The sequence below is a fragment of the Methyloversatilis sp. XJ19-49 genome (assembly GCF_024580145.1).
Classification (GTDB): Bacteria; Pseudomonadota; Gammaproteobacteria; order Burkholderiales; family Rhodocyclaceae; genus Methyloversatilis.
On sequence record NZ_JANINI010000008.1, the window covers coordinates 137,839 to 156,924 of the forward strand.

The 19,086-nt window shown below is 63.7% G+C and carries 19 protein-coding genes and 1 tRNA gene; 3 read left to right on the forward strand and 17 right to left on the reverse strand.

Annotated features, from left to right (window positions below; genetic code table 11):
- Positions 1-30: 30 nt before the first annotated feature.
- The 11 genes from NMQ16_RS11250 to NMQ16_RS11305 all read right to left on the reverse strand — a co-directional run bounded on the left by NMQ16_RS11250 (position 31) and on the right by NMQ16_RS11305 (position 11,355).
- Positions 31-789, reverse strand: a complete 759-nt coding sequence (locus NMQ16_RS11250) for a flagellar brake protein (protein WP_257080762.1) — start codon at positions 787-789, stop codon at positions 31-33.
- 66 nt (positions 790-855) lie between these two features.
- A complete protein-coding gene (locus tag NMQ16_RS11255) occupies positions 856-1,155 on the reverse strand; it encodes an EscU/YscU/HrcU family type III secretion system export apparatus switch protein (protein WP_257080763.1) in 300 nt (99 codons plus the stop codon).
- Positions 1,152-2,333 (reverse strand): flagellar hook-length control protein FliK, encoded by a 1,182-nt coding sequence (locus NMQ16_RS11260; RefSeq protein ID WP_257080764.1) that lies wholly within the window; start codon positions 2,331-2,333, stop codon positions 1,152-1,154. The genes NMQ16_RS11255 and NMQ16_RS11260 overlap by 4 nt, the downstream gene beginning before the upstream one ends.
- A 4-nt stretch (positions 2,334-2,337) precedes the next feature.
- On the reverse strand, positions 2,338-2,637 hold the full coding sequence (locus NMQ16_RS11265) for a flagellar protein FliT (RefSeq protein WP_257080765.1): 300 nt from the start codon (positions 2,635-2,637) through the stop codon (positions 2,338-2,340).
- 110 nt (positions 2,638-2,747) lie between these two features.
- Positions 2,748-3,134 (reverse strand): flagellar export chaperone FliS, encoded by a 387-nt coding sequence (gene fliS / locus NMQ16_RS11270; RefSeq protein ID WP_083224169.1) that lies wholly within the window; start codon positions 3,132-3,134, stop codon positions 2,748-2,750.
- Positions 3,135-3,194: 60 nt separating this feature from the next.
- Positions 3,195-4,613: a flagellar filament capping protein FliD gene (gene fliD / locus NMQ16_RS11275; RefSeq protein ID WP_257080766.1), complete on the reverse strand. Its 1,419-nt coding sequence runs from the start codon at positions 4,611-4,613 to the stop codon at positions 3,195-3,197.
- A 13-nt stretch (positions 4,614-4,626) separates the two neighbouring features.
- Positions 4,627-4,974 carry a flagellar protein FlaG gene (locus tag NMQ16_RS11280; RefSeq protein WP_257080767.1) on the reverse strand — a complete coding sequence of 116 codons (348 nt, stop codon included), beginning with the start codon at positions 4,972-4,974 and terminating at the stop codon, positions 4,627-4,629.
- A 66-nt stretch (positions 4,975-5,040) separates the two neighbouring features.
- Entirely contained in the window at positions 5,041-6,534 is a 1,494-nt protein-coding gene (locus NMQ16_RS19260) for a flagellin (RefSeq protein WP_306441800.1), read from the reverse strand.
- Positions 6,535-7,272: 738 nt separating this feature from the next.
- Positions 7,273-9,033 (reverse strand): diguanylate cyclase, encoded by a 1,761-nt coding sequence (locus NMQ16_RS11295; protein WP_257080768.1) that lies wholly within the window; start codon positions 9,031-9,033, stop codon positions 7,273-7,275.
- 118 nt (positions 9,034-9,151) lie between these two features.
- Positions 9,152-9,790 carry a response regulator transcription factor gene (locus tag NMQ16_RS11300; RefSeq protein WP_257080769.1) on the reverse strand — a complete coding sequence of 213 codons (639 nt, stop codon included), beginning with the start codon at positions 9,788-9,790 and terminating at the stop codon, positions 9,152-9,154.
- Positions 9,787-11,355, reverse strand: coding sequence for an ATP-binding protein (locus tag NMQ16_RS11305; protein ID WP_257080770.1), 1,569 nt, complete (start codon positions 11,353-11,355; stop codon positions 9,787-9,789). The genes NMQ16_RS11300 and NMQ16_RS11305 overlap by 4 nt, the downstream gene beginning before the upstream one ends.
- Positions 11,356-11,506: 151 nt before the next feature.
- On the opposite strand from NMQ16_RS11305, the gene NMQ16_RS11310 reads away from it, so the two are divergent.
- A tRNA-Thr gene (locus NMQ16_RS11310) sits at positions 11,507-11,582 on the forward strand.
- A 290-nt stretch (positions 11,583-11,872) separates the two neighbouring features.
- Here NMQ16_RS11310 and NMQ16_RS11315 read toward each other — a convergent pair.
- From NMQ16_RS11315 to NMQ16_RS11340, 6 genes are all read right to left on the reverse strand, one after another.
- A complete protein-coding gene (locus NMQ16_RS11315; protein ID WP_257080771.1) occupies positions 11,873-12,310 on the reverse strand; it encodes a hypothetical protein in 438 nt (145 codons plus the stop codon).
- Between the two features lie 12 nt (positions 12,311-12,322).
- Entirely contained in the window at positions 12,323-13,078 is a 756-nt protein-coding gene (locus NMQ16_RS11320; protein ID WP_257080772.1) for a UDP-2,3-diacylglucosamine diphosphatase, read from the reverse strand.
- Between the two features lie 20 nt (positions 13,079-13,098).
- A complete protein-coding gene (locus NMQ16_RS11325; RefSeq protein WP_257080773.1) occupies positions 13,099-13,587 on the reverse strand; it encodes a peptidylprolyl isomerase in 489 nt (162 codons plus the stop codon).
- An 82-nt stretch (positions 13,588-13,669) separates the two neighbouring features.
- The gene (locus NMQ16_RS11330; protein WP_257080774.1) at positions 13,670-14,245 is read right to left on the reverse strand and encodes a peptidylprolyl isomerase; all 576 of its coding nucleotides are present in this window, start codon (positions 14,243-14,245) and stop codon (positions 13,670-13,672) included.
- A gap of 89 nt (positions 14,246-14,334) precedes the next feature.
- The gene (locus tag NMQ16_RS11335; protein WP_257080775.1) at positions 14,335-15,555 is read right to left on the reverse strand and encodes a murein L,D-transpeptidase family protein; all 1,221 of its coding nucleotides are present in this window, start codon (positions 15,553-15,555) and stop codon (positions 14,335-14,337) included.
- 5 nt (positions 15,556-15,560) lie between these two features.
- Entirely contained in the window at positions 15,561-16,658 is a 1,098-nt protein-coding gene (locus tag NMQ16_RS11340) for a tetratricopeptide repeat protein (RefSeq protein ID WP_257080776.1), read from the reverse strand.
- A gap of 151 nt (positions 16,659-16,809) precedes the next feature.
- Here NMQ16_RS11340 and cysS point away from each other — a divergent pair, with 151 nt between their 5' ends.
- Entirely contained in the window at positions 16,810-18,189 is a 1,380-nt protein-coding gene (gene cysS / locus NMQ16_RS11345) for a cysteine--tRNA ligase (protein WP_257080777.1), read from the forward strand.
- A gap of 21 nt (positions 18,190-18,210) precedes the next feature.
- The gene (locus NMQ16_RS11350; protein ID WP_257080778.1) at positions 18,211-18,939 is read left to right on the forward strand and encodes a Crp/Fnr family transcriptional regulator; all 729 of its coding nucleotides are present in this window, start codon (positions 18,211-18,213) and stop codon (positions 18,937-18,939) included.
- Positions 18,940-19,086 lie beyond the last annotated feature (147 nt).

The window sequence follows — 19,086 nt, forward strand, 5'->3', positions numbered from 1 at the left end:
TACGGCGTGAATTCACATGTCTAGACCACGTTACTCGACGCCTCGCGCACTTGTACGCTCCTGCTCGATGCGCAGGATGTAACGCTGGATCAAGGCATCGGCGGTGGCCGGCAGGCCGATGAACTGGCAACCCGCGCGCAACTCGCTGCCGCTGCGCTCGGTGACGCGGAACATGTTCCGCACCTGCAGCGTGGCGGTGATGGTGCCCAATTCGGGCAGCATAATCTGGCACTGGTCGATCAGGCTGTCGACCGACAGATTCAGACTGCTCGGCGGCGCCACGACGGCCAGGCCTCCGCCCGAAATGTCCACGATGTTTGCCTCTGTCATGCGTCCGTTGCCGTCACCGGTCGGGATCAGGCAGCGCAGGCGCGGATTGGGCGGCACGATGAGGCGATAGTAGTCACGCCGCTGCAGGCGCAGCATGCGCGTCGGCAGCGGAATCTCCAGCGCCCGGCCACCCTCGAAATCGACTTCGCGGCAGCGCGGCACCATGAATTGCACCTTCACCTTTTCCAGCGAGGTGAGGCAGACGAGGGGTGAGGACTTGAGCGCCCTTTCGAGGTGTTTCTCGTCACGCGGCGCATCGAACACCACGGCACCGCGCGCTTCGTCGATGTCCAGTACAGCCGTCAGAAAGGATTCGTTCGAACGGCCGGCATAGACCGAGATGTTGGCCTTCTGGTCCTTGATCGCGCGCAGGTAGAACAAGATGTCGGTCGTGCCGTCCAGCACGTAGCGGGCGAAGTCGTCGGCTTCTAGCAGATCGAACCGGATGTCCTCGGTCATGGAATGCGTCCTGTCGGTGTGCCGCGTCTGCTTGCGCAGGACTGCGGCGGTGCGTTGTAGGGTAGGTCAGGCAGGCGCCCTGATGGTTGATGGCGGAGCGGCGTTCAGCCCCTTTTCGACACGATAGATCCACGCCAGCAGTTCGGCTACGGCGACATACAGTTCGGGCGGGATGCGCTGGTCTAGATCGAGCCCCATCAGCAGCGCGACCATTTCACGCGATTCATGTACGAAGACGCCGGCTTCCCGTGCACGCCGGATGATTTCGTCGGCCACCAGCCCTTTGCCCTTGGCCACGACGCGCGGCGCGGCATCACCGGCACCGTACGCCATGGCGACCGCCTGGGCGCGGGCAGATTGCGTCATGCCAGCACCTGCGCGTCAGCGGGATCGGACGTGTTGTCCTCGGCCGACCCGGTCATATCACCTTCGACGACAGGTGCTGCATCGACGAAGGTCACCTGACCCAGACGCAGTCCGGCGTCGCTCATGCGCTGCTGCAGCTCCAGCAGGGCGCCACCCATGCGCAGCCGCGCATCCGGATCACTGGAAAAATTGAGTGCGATACCGTGGTCGCGCCACAGCGTAAGTGACGTTTCGACTTCCCCCAGACCGGGCAGCACCAGGCGCAGGCGCGAGGTCCAGGGTACATCGGCGTCTGCCTCTGCAGCAACCTCGTCGGCGCGTCCGTCGGCGCGCGGGTCGTCGATCTCGATCTTCATCATCTGCCCGGGCCAGGCAAGACCTTCCCAGGCGAGCGAGTGCTGTGCCAGGCCCAGCAATTGGTTGTGCACCAACGGTCGCAATTCGGCTGGCGTTGCGGAATCTGCGCGCGCGGGCTCGGCCCGCTCCGGGGCGGGTGCGTCGCTGACCTGTGCGAATTCTGCGCCGGACCGTGCGAGCGTTGCGGTATCGGCGCGCTGCGGGGTGGCTGGCGTCGCACGGATCGGGGGGTCAAAGGCACGCTGAGGTTCGCGCTCTGTGGATTCGATCGTGCGCTCGCCGCTGACCCACTGCGCCTGGTGCGACTCGTAGAACAGGCCGCTCTGGCCGATCGCGTTGGCCAGCCGGCCGGCGATAAGTGGCGTTGCAGCGGCATCGGTCACATTGGCGCTCGCGCGCAGCATCGCCGGATCAATCAGCGCTTGCCCGGCGGACAGGCGAGTCGGTGGTGGCGCGGGCCGGTCGAGCAGGGCGCTGATCGCACGCGCCGGCTGGCTGATGCTGACATCGGCAGTTTCGCCGGCCGCGGACTCCGGGACCAGCGTGGCAATGAGTGTCTGCGCATTGCGCGCAACGTGCGTGAGGGTGACCGTGCTGCCTTCGCGCGCGCCCTGCGGCAGCTGCAGCGTGACCATCTGGCCGGCCACCTGAGCGCGCGCGCGCCCGTCCTGCAGGTTCTGGATGATCTGGGCGGTGTAGCGTTCGCCGGGCTGGAATTCAGGCAGCTGTTCGCCGATCGGGCTGACCGGACCGGCGACCTGTACCGAGCCGCGGGCCAGTTCCGCAAGACGTTGCGAGATGCCCGGCAGCAGGTTGTTCATGTGTTCAGCCGTTTTCGGCCCGGCCTGCCGGCAGCTTGCCGAGGAACACCTTGACCTGGGCCATCCAGGGTTCGACGTGGCGGCGCACTTCGGCGTCGTGGGCGAGTATCTGTTTCATCAGCGCAACCTTGCGGGCACGCTCGGAGGGCGAAGTCGCCTCTTCGTCGTTGTCGGCGATGCGCTTGCGCAGCGCGAACACGTCGAGTTCGAGCGTGACCAGGCGGTCCCAGTCGTTGGCGCGCGCGGCATCGACCATGTGACTGGAGATCTGGTGCATGTCTTCGAGCAGGGGCAGTGAATTCATGTCGTCGGGCCGTCGTGCAGGAGGTACCGGTTAGTCAATGAGCGTACAGGCGGGCAGCAGTTCGGAGTCGCACATGTAAGTGGTAATTACCGTGCAATTTCCGCTTTTGCCTACATGGGCGCGCCTTGCGACAGCTTCTGCCTGATTTCTTCCCAGGCATCCTTCAATTCGCCCAGCAGGTGACTGACTTCTTCCAGTGCTGCGCGGTCGTTGTGGGCATTGGCATGCAGCAGGCGCGCGCACATGTAGTCGTAGAGCGCGTAAAGCCGCTGCGCCAGTTCGCCGCCGGCATCCAGATCCAGGCTCACCTTGAGACCGTTGCCGATGATGTCGATGGCGCGCGAAATCGACAGGCCCTTGCCGGCCGTTTCGCCCATTTCCATCTGGTGGCTGGCCGTGGATACCGACATCAGCGCGCCGTCGAACAGCATCAGGATCAGCAGGTGCGGATCGGCTCCAGCCACCCGGGTTTCCATGCCGACCTGTGCGTAAGCCATGTGCGGATTAGAAAGCGATGCAAACATGAAAGTCCCTTTTTCCCGGTCGTGGTCAGTGCGTCAGCTCGACGAAATCGTCGGCAGATTGGCCAGTTGTTGCGTCAGATAGTTGCTGGTGGCCGTCATGTTGCTGATCAGTGTGTCGAGGGCGCTGAATTGCTTGCGGTAGCGCGCTTCGATCGTCAACAGGCGGTCGGACATCGCTTCGGCGCGTTTCTGGTACGCCTTGGCGGCTGCGGTCAACCCTTCGGTGCGGCTGGAAATAAGGCCGCCGGCATCGATCATGTCGTCCATCAGGCTGGTCAGGCGGCTCCCCATGCCCTTGACGTCATCGAAGCCGCGGAAGAGCTTCTCGACGTTGCCGTTGTCGAGCGCAGTCGTGAGTTTGGTCGTGTCGATTGCCAGCTTGCCGTCCTTCTCTACCGATACGCCGATGGACGAAAGATTCAGGCCGGGGGCGATCGAGGTGCCGACCAGGGCACTCAGGCGGTTGCGCAATCCAAGCATCGTGCTCTCGCCATTCAGCGTGGCGGCCTGGTTGGTCTCCGTGTTGTAGCTGGTCTGCGTCTTGATGACGCCGAGTGCATCGTTGTAGGCCTTGACGAGACGCTCGACGCCGCTGCGGGCGACGCTCATGTCATTGGTGACCGAAACCACGGTCGGGGCGCCGACATTGGTCTTCTTCAGACTCAGCGTCACGCCCTCGATCGCATCGGTGAGCGTATTGGTGCTCGACGTGATGGCGATGCCATTGACCGTCAGCGTGGCGTCGGACGCCGGGATCATCTGCGACAGGCGCGAAGTACCGCCGGTCGAGGCGTCGTAGATCAGGCGCGACAATCCCGCGTCATCGGTGTTGTTGCCGTCGTCGTCGGTGGCGGTGATCTTCACCGTGTTCTCAGTACCGCCATCGACGGAGCGCAGCACCAGGCGATGGCCGGTGCCGTCATTCACGAGAGAGGCGGTGACACCGGCATCGGCATCGTTGATGGCGTCGCGTACGTCGGCCAGCGACATCGCATCGCTGGCTATGGTGATGTTGACGGCGGCCTTGTCCGGGTTGGCTGTGAATGTGCCGGCGTCGTATTTGCCCAGTTGTATCGTGAGCGTGCCGCTGCCGACGCTGGCTGTGCTGTCGGCGAACTGGCCGGACGCAACGACTTGCGATTCGGCCAGCGTATTGACTTCAAGTGTGTAGTTGCCGGCAACCGCCGTTTGCGTGCCGGCAACTGTTGCCACGTCGGCGTTGCCGATGGCTGCCTTGCGTGCGGTAAAAGTTGCCGCATTCGACAGCGCGGTAGCGGCAGACTGGATGGACGACAGCGCACCCTTGATGGAACCGTAGGCGGAAATCTTTGCCTGTACGCCGGCTTCCTTCTGCGCGAGCAGCGTCAGGGGGCGCTGCTCGAGTGTCATCAACTGCGATACGAGGCCTGAAACGTCAAGCCCGGAGCCGATTCCTGCAGAAGAGATTGGCATGGTGACGAGCCCCTCAGGCCTTGCGCTCGATCAGACCGCTCTGGCCCTTGCCGAGCGCGCGCGCAATCGCGATCAGTTCCTCGGACGGGATCTGACGCAGGATTTCCTTGGTGCTTGAATCGATGAGTCTCACGATTGTTTTCCCTGTTTCCTTGTCAATCGTGAAAAGCAAATTCTGGTCCACCGGCTGAATCTGGCGACGGATTTCATTCACCGTCTGTTCGATCTGTTCGCTTGTGAGCGAGGTGTTCTGCGCGGGTTGTTCACGAACACTGGCGGACACCACGACATTCACTCCGGTGCTCTGCGTGAGGGCCGGAGTGAGCGGTGGCGAGGTACTCGGGACTGGCTGGATCGCCATGACGATTTCCCCTTGCAGTTAGCGGGGCACGGCGAACCGTGCCCCGTTTCTTTCAATTGCCGCTGCTTAGCCGCGGAGCAGGCTGAGCACGTTCTGCGGCAGCGAGTTGGCTTGCGCCAGCATCGCCGTACCCGCTTGCTGAAGGATCTGCGAGCGGGTCAGATTGGCGGTTTCCATCGCGAAGTCGGCATCCTGGATGCGGCTGCGGGCTGCGCTGACATTTTCCGACGTGGTCTGCAGGTTGCTGATCGTGTTCTGCACGCGATTCTGGATGGCACCCAGCGAAGCGCGTTGCGTGTTGATCGACTGCAGCGCGGCGTCGATGACGTCGATGGCGGAATTTGCACCGCTTTGCGTACCCACGTTGATCGAAGAGACCGCCGACAGCGAGCTCGCGTTTGCCGTGGTGGCAGTGAAGAGGCCGCCGGCCGAAGCGCTGGTGACCGAGAAGGCGTCCGACGACGAGAACTTCAGCGTACCGCCGACCGTCGAGGAGTCGGTGGTGGCGGTTGCACCCGTCAGGACAACCGCAGCACCGGCCGTTGCGCTGGTGAATGCGTTGCGGCCCTGCAGGCTGATATCGCCGGCGCCGGCGAAGTCGGTGAGCGAGATGTCCGCGCCGTTTTCCGACTTCAACGTGACCGAACCGCCGCTGACCGTGGCGGTAATGCCGGTGGTAGCCGCGTAGTTGTTGATCGCGGTCGAGAGCGAACTCAGATCGGCAGTGTTGCCGATCGTGGCCGACACGGCGACGCCGGTCGAATTTTCGCCGAACAGCGTGAAGGTGTAGGTACCGGTGGCTGTCAGGCCGCTCAGCGTGGCTTCGGTCGCTGCCGTTGCGCTGACGCCGGTCGTGGCGCTCTGCGCATTGACGGACGCGGCGATGGTCTTGGCCGAGTCGGCGAGATTCACGGCAACCGCTGCGGTGCCGAGCGAACCGGTCACGGTCAGATCCTCGGCTGCCACGACGGTGTTGGCGACGCGGGCGCCAGCGCCGGCTGCAAGGGCGGCTGCGTTGTTCAGCGTACCGTTGGCACTGACGGTGTTGGCACCGATATTGGTGGCCTTGGTGTTGTTCAGGCTGATGCCGATCGACTGGTTGGCGTTCGCACCAACCTGGAAGTACTGGCCGGAGAACGAGCCATCGAGCAGGTTCTTGCCGTTGAACTGGGTCGTCGAAGCGACGCGGTTGATTTCCTGCTGCAACTGCGAGACTTCCTGCTGCAGGGCCTGACGGTCGCTCGCGCTGTTCGAATCATTGGCGGCCTGAACCGACAATTCACGCATGCGCTGCAGACCTTCGGTGATCGAGCCCATCGCGCCTTCGGCGGTTTGCGTCAGCGAAATCGCGTCGTTGGCGTTGCGCACAGCCTGGTTCAGACCGCGCACCTGGGACGTCATGCGTTCCGAGATGGCGAGGCCGGCGGCGTCGTCCTTGGCGCTGTTGATGCGCAGGCCCGATGACAGGCGCTGCAGCGAAGTGGCGAGCGAGCTCTGCGAAGAGTTCAGGTTGCGCTGCGCGGTAAGCGACGGCACGTTGGTGTTGATGGTTTGCGGCATTTTATTTCTCCTGTCACGAAGTAGTGTGTAGTTACGGCGCTCCGGGCTGCATGGCCCGCTGTTGATGTCGCCGATGTTTCAAGTAACGGAGTTGCCGCTGCAAACTTTAGCGGGGCACCTTAATGAAAGCCTTTGTCGTCTTGGCTTTCAGGCGGCTGCCGATACGAAATGGCTTGCCCTTGCGGCATGTACGGGCGTTCATGCTCACGTCAGGTTGCCGCTGCAATCTCTTTTGCCTGCAAGGTCGGCCCGATTTGTGCTCCGGTCATCGTGACGGACCTGCTCAGGACTGTTACGGAATGTCAGCGGAGCAGGCTGTGAGTGGCTGCTGAGGGGCCGCTCAGTGGCCGCCGTGGTGCGTGACGGGCAGGGTTTACGTTGGGTATCGCCTGCGGCTCATCCCAACCTACGCACTGCCGACCGCACCGCCGCCGTGAAAAGCACTCGTAGGTTGGGGTGAGCCGCAGGCGATGCCCAACAATCCAGCGTCGATCACACGTCACGTCCGCATTGAAAGCGCTGATGGCAGCGATGTCTGGTCAGGCGCTGACCGGGTGCGTGAAGATTGCGAACCTTGATATTCGGGAACCGATTGCACTTCGCAGATGGTTTGACGCCGCGCGCGCTTGCCTCCGGATCAGGAAGGGCCGCCAGCACCGGCAGCCCCCGGCGCAAATCACGATTGAATGTTGTCGGCAACAGGGAACCGACGACGGGCGCGGCGACTGCCGGCCCGGCTCACGCGGCGATCGGCTGTTCGGGTGCGATGACCACGCGATTCTTGCCGGTGGCCTTGGCCTGATACATGGCCACGTCAGCGCGCTCGATCGCCGAAGTCTGCGGTTCTTCCTGGCCGACTACGGTGACGCCTGCACTGAAGGTGATCAACAGCTTGTCGTTGTTGGCCAGGAAATAGCGTTTGGTCAGTTCACGCTGCAGGCGCTGCAGCACGATGACCGAATCCTCGACCGAGGTTTCCGGCAACAATATGACGAACTCCTCACCGCCATAGCGCGAAAGCGTGTCGTGCGGACGCAGGCAGTCGCGTACCGTGCCGACCAGGTGCAGCAGTGCCTCGTCGCCGGTGTTGTGACCGTAGGTATCGTTGAGCCGCTTGAAGTTGTCGATATCCAGAACGGCAAGGCACAACATTGAACCGCGCCGAGCGGCGCGCGACACTTCCTTGGCGTACGACTCTTCCAGCCCCTTGCGATTGAGTGCGCCGGTCAGCGGGTCGTGGCGCATTTTTTCGCTGGTCTGTTCCAGTTCAACCTGCAGGCGCTGGATTTCGTTTTCTGCCGCACGCACGCGGTCACGCATGTTGTCGACCTCGGCACGCGACTTTTCTGTCGTGGCACGCATGGAATGCGTGGCGGCGATCACTTCGGCGATGACGTCCTGCAGCGAACCGATGTCGTCGGCGGCAGCGATCGTTTCAGCATAGCCTTCCATTTTTTCACCGAAGCCCGATGTGGCTTCGGTGAAGCTGCCTAGCTGTTCTACGAAACCCGCCAGCATCAGCTTGATCTGGTGCTTCGCGTCGTCGATGTTGCCGCGCAGCGAGCCCTGACGCTCGATCACTTCGCGCAGCCTGCGCTCCACTTCATCCAGTTCGCGCGCGGTCAGCGGGTGATCGCACAACGCGCGCAGCGAATCGATCTGACCGCGCATCCAGCGGTCGTCCAGAACCAGTTCGCCGATATTCTTCAGCAGCAGGTCAAGCAGCGACAACAGACCGGCGCGGATTTCGGCCTGATCGTCGACCACCCAATTCAGGCGATAGACAAGGTTGCGCAACTTGGACGCCAGATCATCGACGCCGCTCATGTCGCGCACGTCGCGCAACGCCTGGCCCAGCATAAGGGCTTCATCGCGCACTTCGGGCGCCGAAATCAGCAGGCTGCCCACCACACTTTCGAGCGTGCTGGCGAACAGGTCGCGCAGCGCGGCATCACTGTTGTCCAGCGCAGAAACGTTATTGTGGGCGCCATGGCCATGATGCTCGGCAGCGGATGCACCACTGCTCTCGCACGATTCCCAGTTGTCGGCAAGCTTGCTCAGCCGCGCGTAAAGGGCGTCGAGTTCGCCGCTGGACGAATCGAGCACCTGCTGGATGGCCACCTGCTTCTGTGCGTAGGTGATCGAGTCGTGATTGCGTTCGAATTGCTTGAACAGGTCCTTGAGCAGCGCCGTCCATTTGCGCTGAGGCGCCGCCTGGGCGCGCAGCAGGCCAACCAGCGATCCGCTGATCGCCGACCAGCTGCGGCTGACGACAGCGCTTTCGAGCCGTTCGACGAATTCGATCTGCGATTGATTGAGGCGGGGCAGGGTGCTGCAGACCAGCTTCAGCGCGCGTTCCGGGAACAGGTCGTCGGCCTTGGTGCCGGCAATTTCGTGATAGAGCGACCGGTAATTCTCCGGTGTGGGCTGAAGCTGACGCATGGCGAGACGTCGCAAGGCTTCACGGGCGATTTCCAGCGGCTGCATGGCGTCAGACATTTCAGTGGCAATTCACAGTCCGTAACGAATGCATACAACGGCACGCAGACGACGGGCTTTAGGGCGGAACCGCAAGTTATTCCACACTCCACAGCGAGAGGCAGGCGGACAGCCGACCTCAGTCGGTGAGCCCGTGCTTGAGGCCGTAGTGGGTCAGCTCTGCGTTGTTCTTCATGCGCATCTTTTCCAGCAGACGTGCACGATAGACGCTGACCGTCTTGACGCTGAGGCTCAGTTCCTCGCCGATCTGCGTCAGCGTCTTGCCGGAGGAAATCATCACCAGTGTCTGGTATTCGCGGTCGGACAATTTCTCGTGCGGCGGCCGCTCGTCGTCGTCTGTGATGGCATTGGCCAGTTCCATCGCCAGCGTGGGCGAAACGTACTTCTTGCCGCTGGCGACCTGACGGATCGCGGTGACCAGCTGTTCGGGAGCGCTCTGCTTGGTCAGATAGCCGGAGGCGCCGGCTTTCAGCGCGCGGATCGCGTACTGGTCCTCCGGGTGCATCGACAGCACCAGCACCGGCAGGCGCGGAAATTCCTTGCGCACCAGCTTCAGTGTGTCGATACCGTTTCGGTCAGGCATCGAAACATCCATCAGCACCAGGTCGAAACTGCCGTCGCGCAGCTTGTGCATCGCTTCAACACCGTTTTCCGCCTCGCCGGTGACCAGCAGGTCAGGGCTGTCGGACAGGATCTGGCGCAGCCCCGAGCGCACGATGGCGTGATCGTCTGCAATAAGTATACGGATGCTGCTCATCGGGAGAACTCCAGTACGGTGCGGCGGCAGGCCGGCACCCTCAGCAGCAGGCGGGTACCGCCATGTTCGCGGCTGCTCGCTTCAAAACGTCCGTTCAGGTGCACCACGCGTTCGCGGATGCCGCGCAGGCCGAATGATTTCGGCTTGTTCAGGTCTTCCGGCGCCAGGCCGCGGCCATCGTCGCCCACCTCGAGCACGATGTCGTCGTCCTCCTGGGTCAGGCGTACTTCCACGGTGTGCGCGCCGGCGTGCTTGGACACATTGGTCAGCGCCTCCTGGAACACACGGAACAGCGCGATGGCGGTTTCCTCGTCCGGGTCGATGTCGTGGTCGATGCACAGCAACTCGCACTTCAGGCCGGTACGGGCGGAGAAATCCTCCGCATGGCTTTCGACGGCCGGCGCCAGGCCGAATTCCTTCAGGATGCCCGGGCGCAGCTCGCGTGCGATGCGCCCGACCGTGGTGATCGCATCATCCACCAGCTTGCCCATGCTGACCGAGCGCGCCTTGATCGCGTCAGGATCGGCCGCGGTCTTGTTCGCCAGCAGCGACACTTCGAACTTCAGCGCCACCAGCAGGCCGCCCAGTTCGTCGTGGATGTCGCGCGCAATGCGTTCGCGTTCCTCTTCCTTGGCGATCTGCAGGTGCGATGACAGCTCGGCCAGCTGGCCGCGCGACTGGCGCAATTCACGTTCGGTCAGCTTGCTCTGCGTGATGTTGGAAACGATGCCTTCCCAGATCAGTACGCCGGATGCGAGCACGCGCGGCGACGAGCGCAGGTTCACCCACTTGATGTCCTCATCGGGCAGGCGGATGCGGCCGTCCCAATTCACCGTGGCATGGGTGTGCGCCGACAGATGCATCGCGCGGTCGAGTTCCGGCATGTCGTCCGGCAGGATCATGTCGAGAAAGCGGCGCGGCGCGGCCACCAGCTCACCGGCCTTGAAACCGAGCAGCGCGAGGCAGCCTTCGCTGACGAACAGGAAGCGCCAGCCGCCGTCCTCATGCCGCAGCAGTTGGAACACCATGCCGGGAATGTTGGCCGCCAGCGCGCGAAAGCGTGCCTCGCTGTCGCGTACGGCGTCGAGCGCGCTGTGCCGCTCGGCCCGGTTGCGCGCCTCGCGCATTTCGCGTTCGACCGCCGGAATCAGCCGGTCGAGCTTGCCCTTGCTGAGATAGTCATGTGCGCCGGCACGCATCGCCGACACCGCAATGTCTTCCTCGATGACCCCTGAAACGATGATGAAGGGCAGGTCGAGTTCCAGCTTCTGCAGGATGGACAGCGCCGCCATCGCCGAAAAGCGCGGCATGTTGTGGTCGGACAGCACCAGATCCCAGGTGCGCGACGACAGCGCCTCGCGCAGCGACCGCTCGTCTTCCACCCGCTGCGACCACACCTGGTAGCCGGCCGCCCGGAAGCGGTGCAGCAGCAGCAGCGCGTCGTCCTCGGAGTCCTCGATCAGCAGCACATTAAGCGGACGAGCCGTCATCGGCGCGGCATCGGTCCCGGCCAGACGGCTTGCGGAGGAACCGGGAACGGGCACGGGCGTGACGGTATCGGACATCGGGCAGGGGGTCTCCATCCGCGGCAACTGGTTGCACCGCGCTGACATGCGGAGACATGTTCATGATGATTCGAGTTTAATCCATGCCGGATGCCATGAGTTACCGATGCGCGTGCCATGCCCGGCGCACAGCAGATATAATCCGCCCCGCGCCGCTTTAGCTCAGTTGGTAGAGCAACCGCCTTGTAAGCGGTAGGTCGTCAGTTCGATTCCGACAAGCGGCACCAATGATTACGGTCGTCAAAGCCAACTCCCGCGAGTTGGCTTTTTCTTTTCAGGGCGTCGTGCAGCGGTCACAATCAGTGCCGGATAGCTGCGGCCTGCGCTGCGACCCCGTAAAAAAAAGCCCGCACGGGGCGGGCTTGCGGAAGGAGAGGGCCTGACTGCCCGGGGGCACTCGCGGCAACTGAACAGTAGTCGATGCGCGGCCGCGCGGCTGTTGCCAGTTGCAAGCAGGTGTTGCGGTGGCGCCTGTGCGGACATTCCGCCCGCCTTCCGTCCGGGAGATCGGCGCCGCTCAGCGCGGCTGTTCCGGCCCGCGGGCGATCAGCATGTCGGCGACGGTCCGGACCGACGGCCAGTCCTTCATCGCTTCGATGGCCTGGCCGAAACCGGCGGCGGCGGATTGCTGCAGGGACTTCTCGGCCATTTCGAGCAGGCTGGCGGAGTATTCCTGCATCGCCCGGTTCTGCAGGGTGACGAAGTTGTCGTACAGCGCGGCCGGCGCGTTGTCGGCGGGCGTTGCGCCGGCGTTCGCCGCCGGGGCCATGCCCTGCAGCAGCGAGAACACGAAGCGCCCGAGCGCGCGCTGGGCGTCAGTGGATTCGGGGTGGCCGAAGAATGCGGGGTCGAACCGGATCGCGGGCGCTGCCGTGTCGGTGCCACGGCGGCACTCGATGCGGCCATCGGCATCGAGGCGCAGCGTCAGTTCATCCTTGTTGTCGGGCAGGCTCATGAGGGGCATCCTTCAGAAATGGCGCGGGTCGGACACGATGCAGCCGTTGTCGGCCGTCGTGAAGGCGCGCAGATCGTGGTCGTCGGCTTCGAGCCAGCAGGCGCGGTCGCGCCAGTCGGCGATCACCCAGCGGTCGCAGGCGACGGCATCCACCTCGAGTGTGTGATGGGCCGGCCGGTGGGTGTGGCCGTGGATCAGCAGCGTGCACGCGTAGTGGCGCAGCACGGCGGCGATGGCCTCGCCGTTGGCATCCATCAGTTGTTCGGCCTTGCCGGCGACGGCCTGCTGGCTCCGCTGGCGCAGGTCTGCGGCGATCGCGTGGCGCTCGGCGAGCGGGCGGGCGAGAAAGGCGGCTTGCCAATCGGCATGGCGCACCATGCGGCGGAACTGCTGATACGGCAGGTCGTCGGTGCATAGCGTGTCGCCATGCATCAGCAGCGCCTGCTGACCGGCGACGTCGCACCGCAGCCAGTCGCCATGCAGCGTGGCGCCGGTGGCGGCGGTGAATCCGGCGCCGAGCAGGAAGTCACGGTTGCCGGGCAGCACATGGACGTCGGTGCCGGCGTCGCTCAGCGCGCGCAATGCGGCGATGATCGGGCGGTGTTCGGGCATATCGGCGTCTTCGTCGCCAACCCACACCTCGAAGATGTCGCCCAGCAGGAACAGCCGTCGGGCGTCGCGCGCGCGGCCTTCGAGCAGGTGCAGGAAGGCCGCGTTGAGGTCTGGCGTGGCGGACGACAGGTGGAGATCGGAAGCAAACAGGTCCATGCGTCGTCGCGCCAGCGCGCTCAGGCCACTTCGGCGCGTTCGATCAGCACATCCTCGACCGGCACGTCCTGGTGGAAGCCGGAACGACCGGTACGCACTGCCTTGATCTTTTCGACCACATCCATGCCTTCGCTGACCCGGCCGAACACGCAATAGCCCCAGCCGTCCTGTGCCTGGTCCTTGTCGAGGAAGAGGTTGTTGCCGACATTGATGAAGAACTGCGCGCTGGCCGAATGCGGGTCGGACGTGCGCGCCATGGCGACGGTGCCGACCGTGTTCGAGAGCCCGTTGGCCGACTCGTTCTTGATCGGCGCCTGGGTGTCCTTCTGCTTCATGCCGGGTTCGAAGCCGCCACCCTGGATCATGAAGTTGCCGATCACGCGGTGGAAAATGGTGTTGTTGTAATGACCGGCCTCGACATAGGCGAGGAAGTTGGCAACCGTCTGCGGTGCCTTTTCAGCGTCGAGTTCGAGCGTGATGACGCCGTGGTTGGTGTGCAGCTTGACCATGTGAATCTCCGTAAGCGGGGCCGCGCGGGGCGGCTGTGGGTGGGGTGAGTGGGAACGAGTCGTGACGACTGCGCGCCGGGAATCAGGGCTGCGCTTCGATGACGCGGGCGGACTGGATGACCACCGGCGTCAGCGGTACGTTCTGGTGCGGGCCGTTGTCGCCGGTACGGACGTTGGCGATGCCGTTGACCACTTCCATACCCTTGATCACCTTGCCGAACGCGGCATAGCCGAAGCCATCGCGCGACGGGTAGTCGAGCGAGCGGTTGTCGACCAGGTTGATGAAGAACTGGGCGCTTGCCGAATGCGGATCGTTGGTGCGCGCCATCGACAGATAGCCCGGCGCGTTGCGCACACCCTTGCTCATGGCTTTTTCGGCTTCGTTGCGGATCGGTGCGCCGGCTGGCTTCTGGTTCATCTGGGCGTCAAAACCGCCGCCCTGGATCATGAAGCCGTTCATCACGCGGTGAAAGATCAGGCCGTCGTAGAAACCGGACTTCGCGTACTGCAGGAAGTTGGCGACGGTGGCGGGCGCGGCTTCCGGGAAGAGCTCGATCAGTATCGGCCCCTGACTGGTCTTGAGTTCGACCTGCGGATTGGCAGCGATTGCGGCCAGCGGGACAAGGCTGGCGAGCAGCGCGAGCAGAAACTTCTTCATGTGGGTGACTCCGGGTTGGGTGATCGGGGATTCATGCGGGCATGCAAACGGACAGGTCAGCCGGATAGACGGGTGAGGGGCGGCCAGGTTCAGCCTTCGCCTTCGAACACGATGCGCCAGCGGCCGTCTTCCCGCTGCCAGTACTGCTGCTTGAGCATGCGGTTCGACAGGTTGTCACTGCGGTAATTCTGTTCGAAAGTGACGACGACCAGGTCTTCGCGTCCGGGGTTGCGGAAGGTGCTCAATTTTTCCACATCTACCTTGATCCACTTCTTGCCCGCATTCACGGCGCGCTTCTGAGCGGCAAACGCCGCCAGATCCTTCTTGCCGGCGCTGAATCGCGCGGAATAATGCGACAGGAAGCGCTCGACGTCACGGCTTTCCCAATCGCTGCGCCACTGTTCGTGTGCCTTGTTGAATTCGCTGCGTTCGGACCGCCAGTCGTCCAGCGTGAGCCATTCCACCGAGTCGCTGATGATGACTGGCACCGACGCGCCCTGCAGGTGGTTGTTCAGCGCAAGGAAATCGGAATTGGCAAGCACGACGCAGCCGTCGGATGCGCGCGGCGGGCGCGAGAACGTATCGGAGGGTGTGCCGTGCAGCCAGATGCCGTGACCCTTGCGGCCCTGCCTGCGGTCCCACGCGTTCGGGTAATTGATCGGCAGCGCGCCAGCGCCATAGAAATCGGTCAACCGTTCCGGCGGCAGGAACCCGGTCACCTGATAGACACCCAGCGGCGTCTTCTTGTCGCCTTCGCGCATCTTTTCGATGCCCAGCCGGCCATGCGACACGTAGTAGTCGGCAATGAAGCGCGGCTGACCGTCGACGTTCTCGTACAGATAGAGCCTCGAGCGGCGTGTGTCGACGACCACCGCATGACGTTGCGACGCCTGCAATTGCAGCAGGTAGCGCGGCACGCGATCGGCCGGCGGCTTGTCGCGGTAGGCGCGGATGCGCGCCACGGCTTCATCGCGCAGGTCGGCCAGCCGTTCTTCCGGGGCGTTCGGTGCATTGCCTATCGTGGTCAGCGCGCTTGACCTGGCCATCAGCAGGTCGCCCCGAATCAGGTGGCCGAGCCGGAAGTTGGGCCAGATCTGCAGCAGGGCGTCGACCTGTTCGAGCGCCAGCCCCAGCTTGTTGCGCTCGATCTGGCGGAACACCTGTTCGAGCATCGGCTCCGGACCGCTGTCTGAATAGCGCACGGCGTCGCCTGACTGACCCGAGCCGATGGCGAGCGGGACGATCAGCGACGACAGGCACAGCGCATTGCGCAGGACGCGCGCGACCGCGCGTCCGGAAAAATACCGCATCGCCGTCATCCGCCGACGCGCTCCCGCTGGATCATCCAGCGACCATCACGGCTCACCAGCACCAGCGTCTTGGTAGTGGAGCTTTTCAGGCCGACGGCCTTGTAGTGCTGGCGGAAAGTTGCCTTGACGCGATCGGCGCCGACACGGGTGACCTGCACGTTCTCGATCCGTACCTCGATAGCGCCGGGTTTGTCGATTCGTGCCCGGCGTTCGGCCTCCCACGCCTTGCGCGATTTCTTGCCGGGGACCTCGAAAGTACTGTCGTAGAGCGCAAGGTAGGCGCTCACGTCCTTGCGCGCCCACGCGGCGGCCCAGCCCTCGATGGTTCGTGTGATGTCGGCCATCGGAAGCCCGGCTGCGCCGTCGGTCGGTGAGGCCGCAGCCGCAGCGGAGGGAGTTGCTGCCGGTGTTTCCGTTGCCGTTGCCGTGGCAGTGGCCGCGGGCGATGCAGGCTTTGCGGGTTCCGGCGGCTTGGGCGGGACAACGGCGACCGGCGGCGTGACCGCTGCGACAGTCGACGGCGGCGTTGCCGCCAGCGTGCTGGAGGAAGTCGGTTTGCTGCCGCCGCGCGGGGCGTTGCCGACCATTTCGCGGATCAGGTTCAGTTTGCTCTGCGCACCGATGTTCGAAGAATCGAGCTGCAGTGCCCGGTCGTAGGCCTGGGTCGCCATGCGGGCGTAGATGTCGCCCAGATTCTCGTGCGCGACCGCATAGCTCGGGTGGGTGCGTATGGCCATTTCGAGTGCCGTCTTGGCCTTGTCGAACTGCTTCTGCTGAGCGTAGAGCACGGCCAGGTTGTTGTAGGGCTCCGGCAGTTCGGGGTAGTCCTCGGTCAACTTCTGGAAAACCGACGTCGCTTCCGGTACACGACCCAACTCGGTCAGGATCAGTCCCTTGAAAAAACGGCCCTGCGGATCGCGCGGCACTTTTGCAAGAAACAGGTCGATCTGTTCCAGTGCCTGCTGTGGCTGCTTCTGTCGCAGCAGCTTTTCGGCTTCCTGAACGCTGTTGGCGAAGGCTGGCTGGAGCGATACGCCGAGCATGATCAGGGCGGCTGCGATGCGCGATGCGAGCGGCAGACGAAAACGTGTCGAAGAGGCCATGTGTTAGACTTTTTGGCGTGAAACCGTCGTTTGACAGACCCGAATCTTATCAAGAAGGCGTGCCGACGTCCTGTTGTTGCGCCTGAATTCCGAACCGACCCGCCCGCGCGGTCGGCGCGTACCCCAAGCACCCTCCGTTTGGCCCACACCAATGCTCAAGATCTACAACACCATAGGCCGCGAAAAGCAGGCATTCCTTCCGATCGAGCCGGGCCGCGTGCGCATGTACGTGTGCGGCATGACGGTGTATGACTACTGCCATCTGGGCCACGCCCGGGTGATGGTGGTGTTCGACATGGTGTCGCGCTGGCTGCGCGCGTCGGACTATGCCGTGACCTATGTCCGCAACATCACCGACATCGACGACAAGATCATCAGGCGCGCGGCCGAAAACGGCGAATCGATGCGCGCGCTGACCGACCGCTTCATCGCGGCGATGCACGAGGACGCCGATGCGCTCGGCGTGCTGCGCCCCGATCACGAGCCGCGTGCGACCGAATTCGTGCCGCAGATGCAGTCGTTGATCGAGCGGCTGCAGGAGAAGGGGTTGGCTTACCGTGCCGCGAGCGGTGACGTCAATTACAGCGTGCGCAAGTTCGCCGGTTACGGAAAGCTGTCCGGCAAGTCGCTTGACGAACTGCGCGCCGGCGAACGCGTGGATGTGAATGACGGCAAGCAGGATCCGCTCGACTTCGTGCTGTGGAAGCACGCCAAGCCGGCGGAACCCGCTGACGCGAAATGGACCTCGCCGTGGGGGGACGGTCGGCCGGGCTGGCACATCGAATGTTCCGCCATGAGTTCGCAGCTCTTGGGTGATCACTTTGACATCCATGGCGGTGGCGCCGACCTGCAGTTTCCGCACCACGAGAACGAGATTGCCCAGAGTGAGGGCGCGCACGGGCACACCTTTGTCAATTACTGGATGCACAACGGTTTCGTGCGCGTCGACGACGAGAAGATGTCGAAGTCGCTCGGCAACTTCTTCACCATCCGCGAAGTGCTGAAGCAGTACGATCCGGAAGTGGTGCGCTTCTTCATCCTGCGCGCGCACTACCGCAGCCCGCTCAACTACTCCGACGCCCATCTCGACGACGCCCGCGGCGCACTGAACCGTCTGTACACGACTCTGAAGAACGTCCCGCCGGCGGATGTACGGCCGGACTGGACCACACCGGCCGGGCAGCGACTGCGCGCCGCGATGGATGACGATTTCAATACGCCGGAAGCGATGGCGGTGCTGTTCGAACTGTCGAACGACGCCAATCGCAGCGGCGACCCGGCCGTTTCGGGCGAACTGCGTGCGCTGGCCGGCGTGCTCGGTCTGCTGGAACGATCTGCGGAAGAATTCCTCCAAGGACGAGCGCAGGCAGGCGGACTGGACGATGTGCAGATCGATGCACTCATCGAACAGCGCATCGCAGCCAAGAAGGCGCGCGATTTTGCGACTGCAGACCGCGTTAGGGACGAATTGAAGCAACAAGGCGTCATACTGGAAGACTCTGCCGCCGGTACCACCTGGCGACGGGCTTAGCGGAATTTCACCGGGGGTAGGGTGCGCGCGATCACGATCAAGTCGGCCTGGCACGGCCACAGCGACTGCCAGAAATGCGGCGTGCGCCGCAGCGCACTGTTTGCCGATCTGGTCGAGTCAGATTTCGCGCTTCTCCACGACCAGATCGACGACTTCGACTACCCATCCGGCGCAGTCATCTATCACGCGGGTGCCCACGGAGAATGGCTGTTCACGGTGCGCAGCGGTGCAGTCAAGCTGGTGCGCTACGGGGCGGACGGCACCCAGCGCATCCTGCGCATCCTGGGTCGCGGTGACGTATTCGGTCTCGAAGCACTGGTGAGTCCGGCCTATGACCACACCTCGATTTCGCTGTCACCGGTCGCGCTGTGCCGCATTCCGCGTGTGCTGGTCGAGCGGCTCAACCGGGATACGCCGCGCCTGCAGAAACCCCTGCTCGAACACTGGCATGCCGCGCTGGCTGAAGCCGACGCCTGGCTGGCCGAACTGACGGCAGGTCACGCCGACGTGAAAACCCGGGTCGTGCGCCTGCTGCTGCGCCTTGGCGACGATGTCGAACCGGACCGGGCCATCCGTCTGAGTCTGGAAGACATCGGTGCCATTCTCGGTGCAGCGCCGGAATCGGCAAGCCGCGCGCTCGGCATCCTGCGCCGCAGCAATCTGCTGTCCGATGCGCCTGACAGCCGCTATCACTGGCTGATCGATCGGGCGGGACTCAAAGCGCTCGTCGCACCACCGGCAGAGGACTGATCCGCGCTTCGGCGCCGTCCGCCACACACCTGCCGGCGCTCAGAGAATCGCGGCATTCGTGATTCTTATAGCAGACATAAGATGCCGTTATCTATAAAGTGCGACCTCCGAAAGGAAGGCGCAGGCCACCCCGCCTGCGTCAGTACC

What these genes read in the sequence shown, in the direction of transcription:
- NMQ16_RS11250 (WP_257080762.1), bottom strand. Translation starts at nt 789, where the DNA reads ATGACCGAGGACATCCGGTTCGATCTGCTAGAAGCCGACGACTTCGCC.
- NMQ16_RS11255 (WP_257080763.1), bottom strand. Translation starts at nt 1,155, where the DNA reads ATGACGCAATCTGCCCGCGCCCAGGCGGTCGCCATGGCGTACGGTGCC.
- NMQ16_RS11260 (WP_257080764.1), bottom strand. Translation starts at nt 2,333, where the DNA reads ATGAACAACCTGCTGCCGGGCATCTCGCAACGTCTTGCGGAACTGGCC.
- NMQ16_RS11265 (WP_257080765.1), bottom strand. Translation starts at nt 2,637, where the DNA reads ATGAATTCACTGCCCCTGCTCGAAGACATGCACCAGATCTCCAGTCAC.
- fliS (WP_083224169.1), bottom strand. Translation starts at nt 3,134, where the DNA reads ATGGCTTACGCACAGGTCGGCATGGAAACCCGGGTGGCTGGAGCCGAT.
- fliD (WP_257080766.1), bottom strand. Translation starts at nt 4,613, where the DNA reads ATGCCAATCTCTTCTGCAGGAATCGGCTCCGGGCTTGACGTTTCAGGC.
- NMQ16_RS11280 (WP_257080767.1), bottom strand. Translation starts at nt 4,974, where the DNA reads ATGGCGATCCAGCCAGTCCCGAGTACCTCGCCACCGCTCACTCCGGCC.
- NMQ16_RS19260 (WP_306441800.1), bottom strand. Translation starts at nt 6,534, where the DNA reads ATGCCGCAAACCATCAACACCAACGTGCCGTCGCTTACCGCGCAGCGC.
- NMQ16_RS11295 (WP_257080768.1), bottom strand. Translation starts at nt 9,033, where the DNA reads ATGTCTGACGCCATGCAGCCGCTGGAAATCGCCCGTGAAGCCTTGCGA.
- NMQ16_RS11300 (WP_257080769.1), bottom strand. Translation starts at nt 9,790, where the DNA reads ATGAGCAGCATCCGTATACTTATTGCAGACGATCACGCCATCGTGCGC.
- NMQ16_RS11305 (WP_257080770.1), bottom strand. Translation starts at nt 11,355, where the DNA reads ATGTCCGATACCGTCACGCCCGTGCCCGTTCCCGGTTCCTCCGCAAGC.
- NMQ16_RS11315 (WP_257080771.1), bottom strand. Translation starts at nt 12,310, where the DNA reads ATGAGCCTGCCCGACAACAAGGATGAACTGACGCTGCGCCTCGATGCC.
- NMQ16_RS11320 (WP_257080772.1), bottom strand. Translation starts at nt 13,078, where the DNA reads ATGGACCTGTTTGCTTCCGATCTCCACCTGTCGTCCGCCACGCCAGAC.
- NMQ16_RS11325 (WP_257080773.1), bottom strand. Translation starts at nt 13,587, where the DNA reads ATGGTCAAGCTGCACACCAACCACGGCGTCATCACGCTCGAACTCGAC.
- NMQ16_RS11330 (WP_257080774.1), bottom strand. Translation starts at nt 14,245, where the DNA reads ATGAAGAAGTTTCTGCTCGCGCTGCTCGCCAGCCTTGTCCCGCTGGCC.
- NMQ16_RS11335 (WP_257080775.1), bottom strand. Translation starts at nt 15,555, where the DNA reads ATGCGGTATTTTTCCGGACGCGCGGTCGCGCGCGTCCTGCGCAATGCG.
- NMQ16_RS11340 (WP_257080776.1), bottom strand. Translation starts at nt 16,658, where the DNA reads ATGGCCTCTTCGACACGTTTTCGTCTGCCGCTCGCATCGCGCATCGCA.
- cysS (WP_257080777.1), top strand. Translation starts at nt 16,810, where the DNA reads ATGCTCAAGATCTACAACACCATAGGCCGCGAAAAGCAGGCATTCCTT.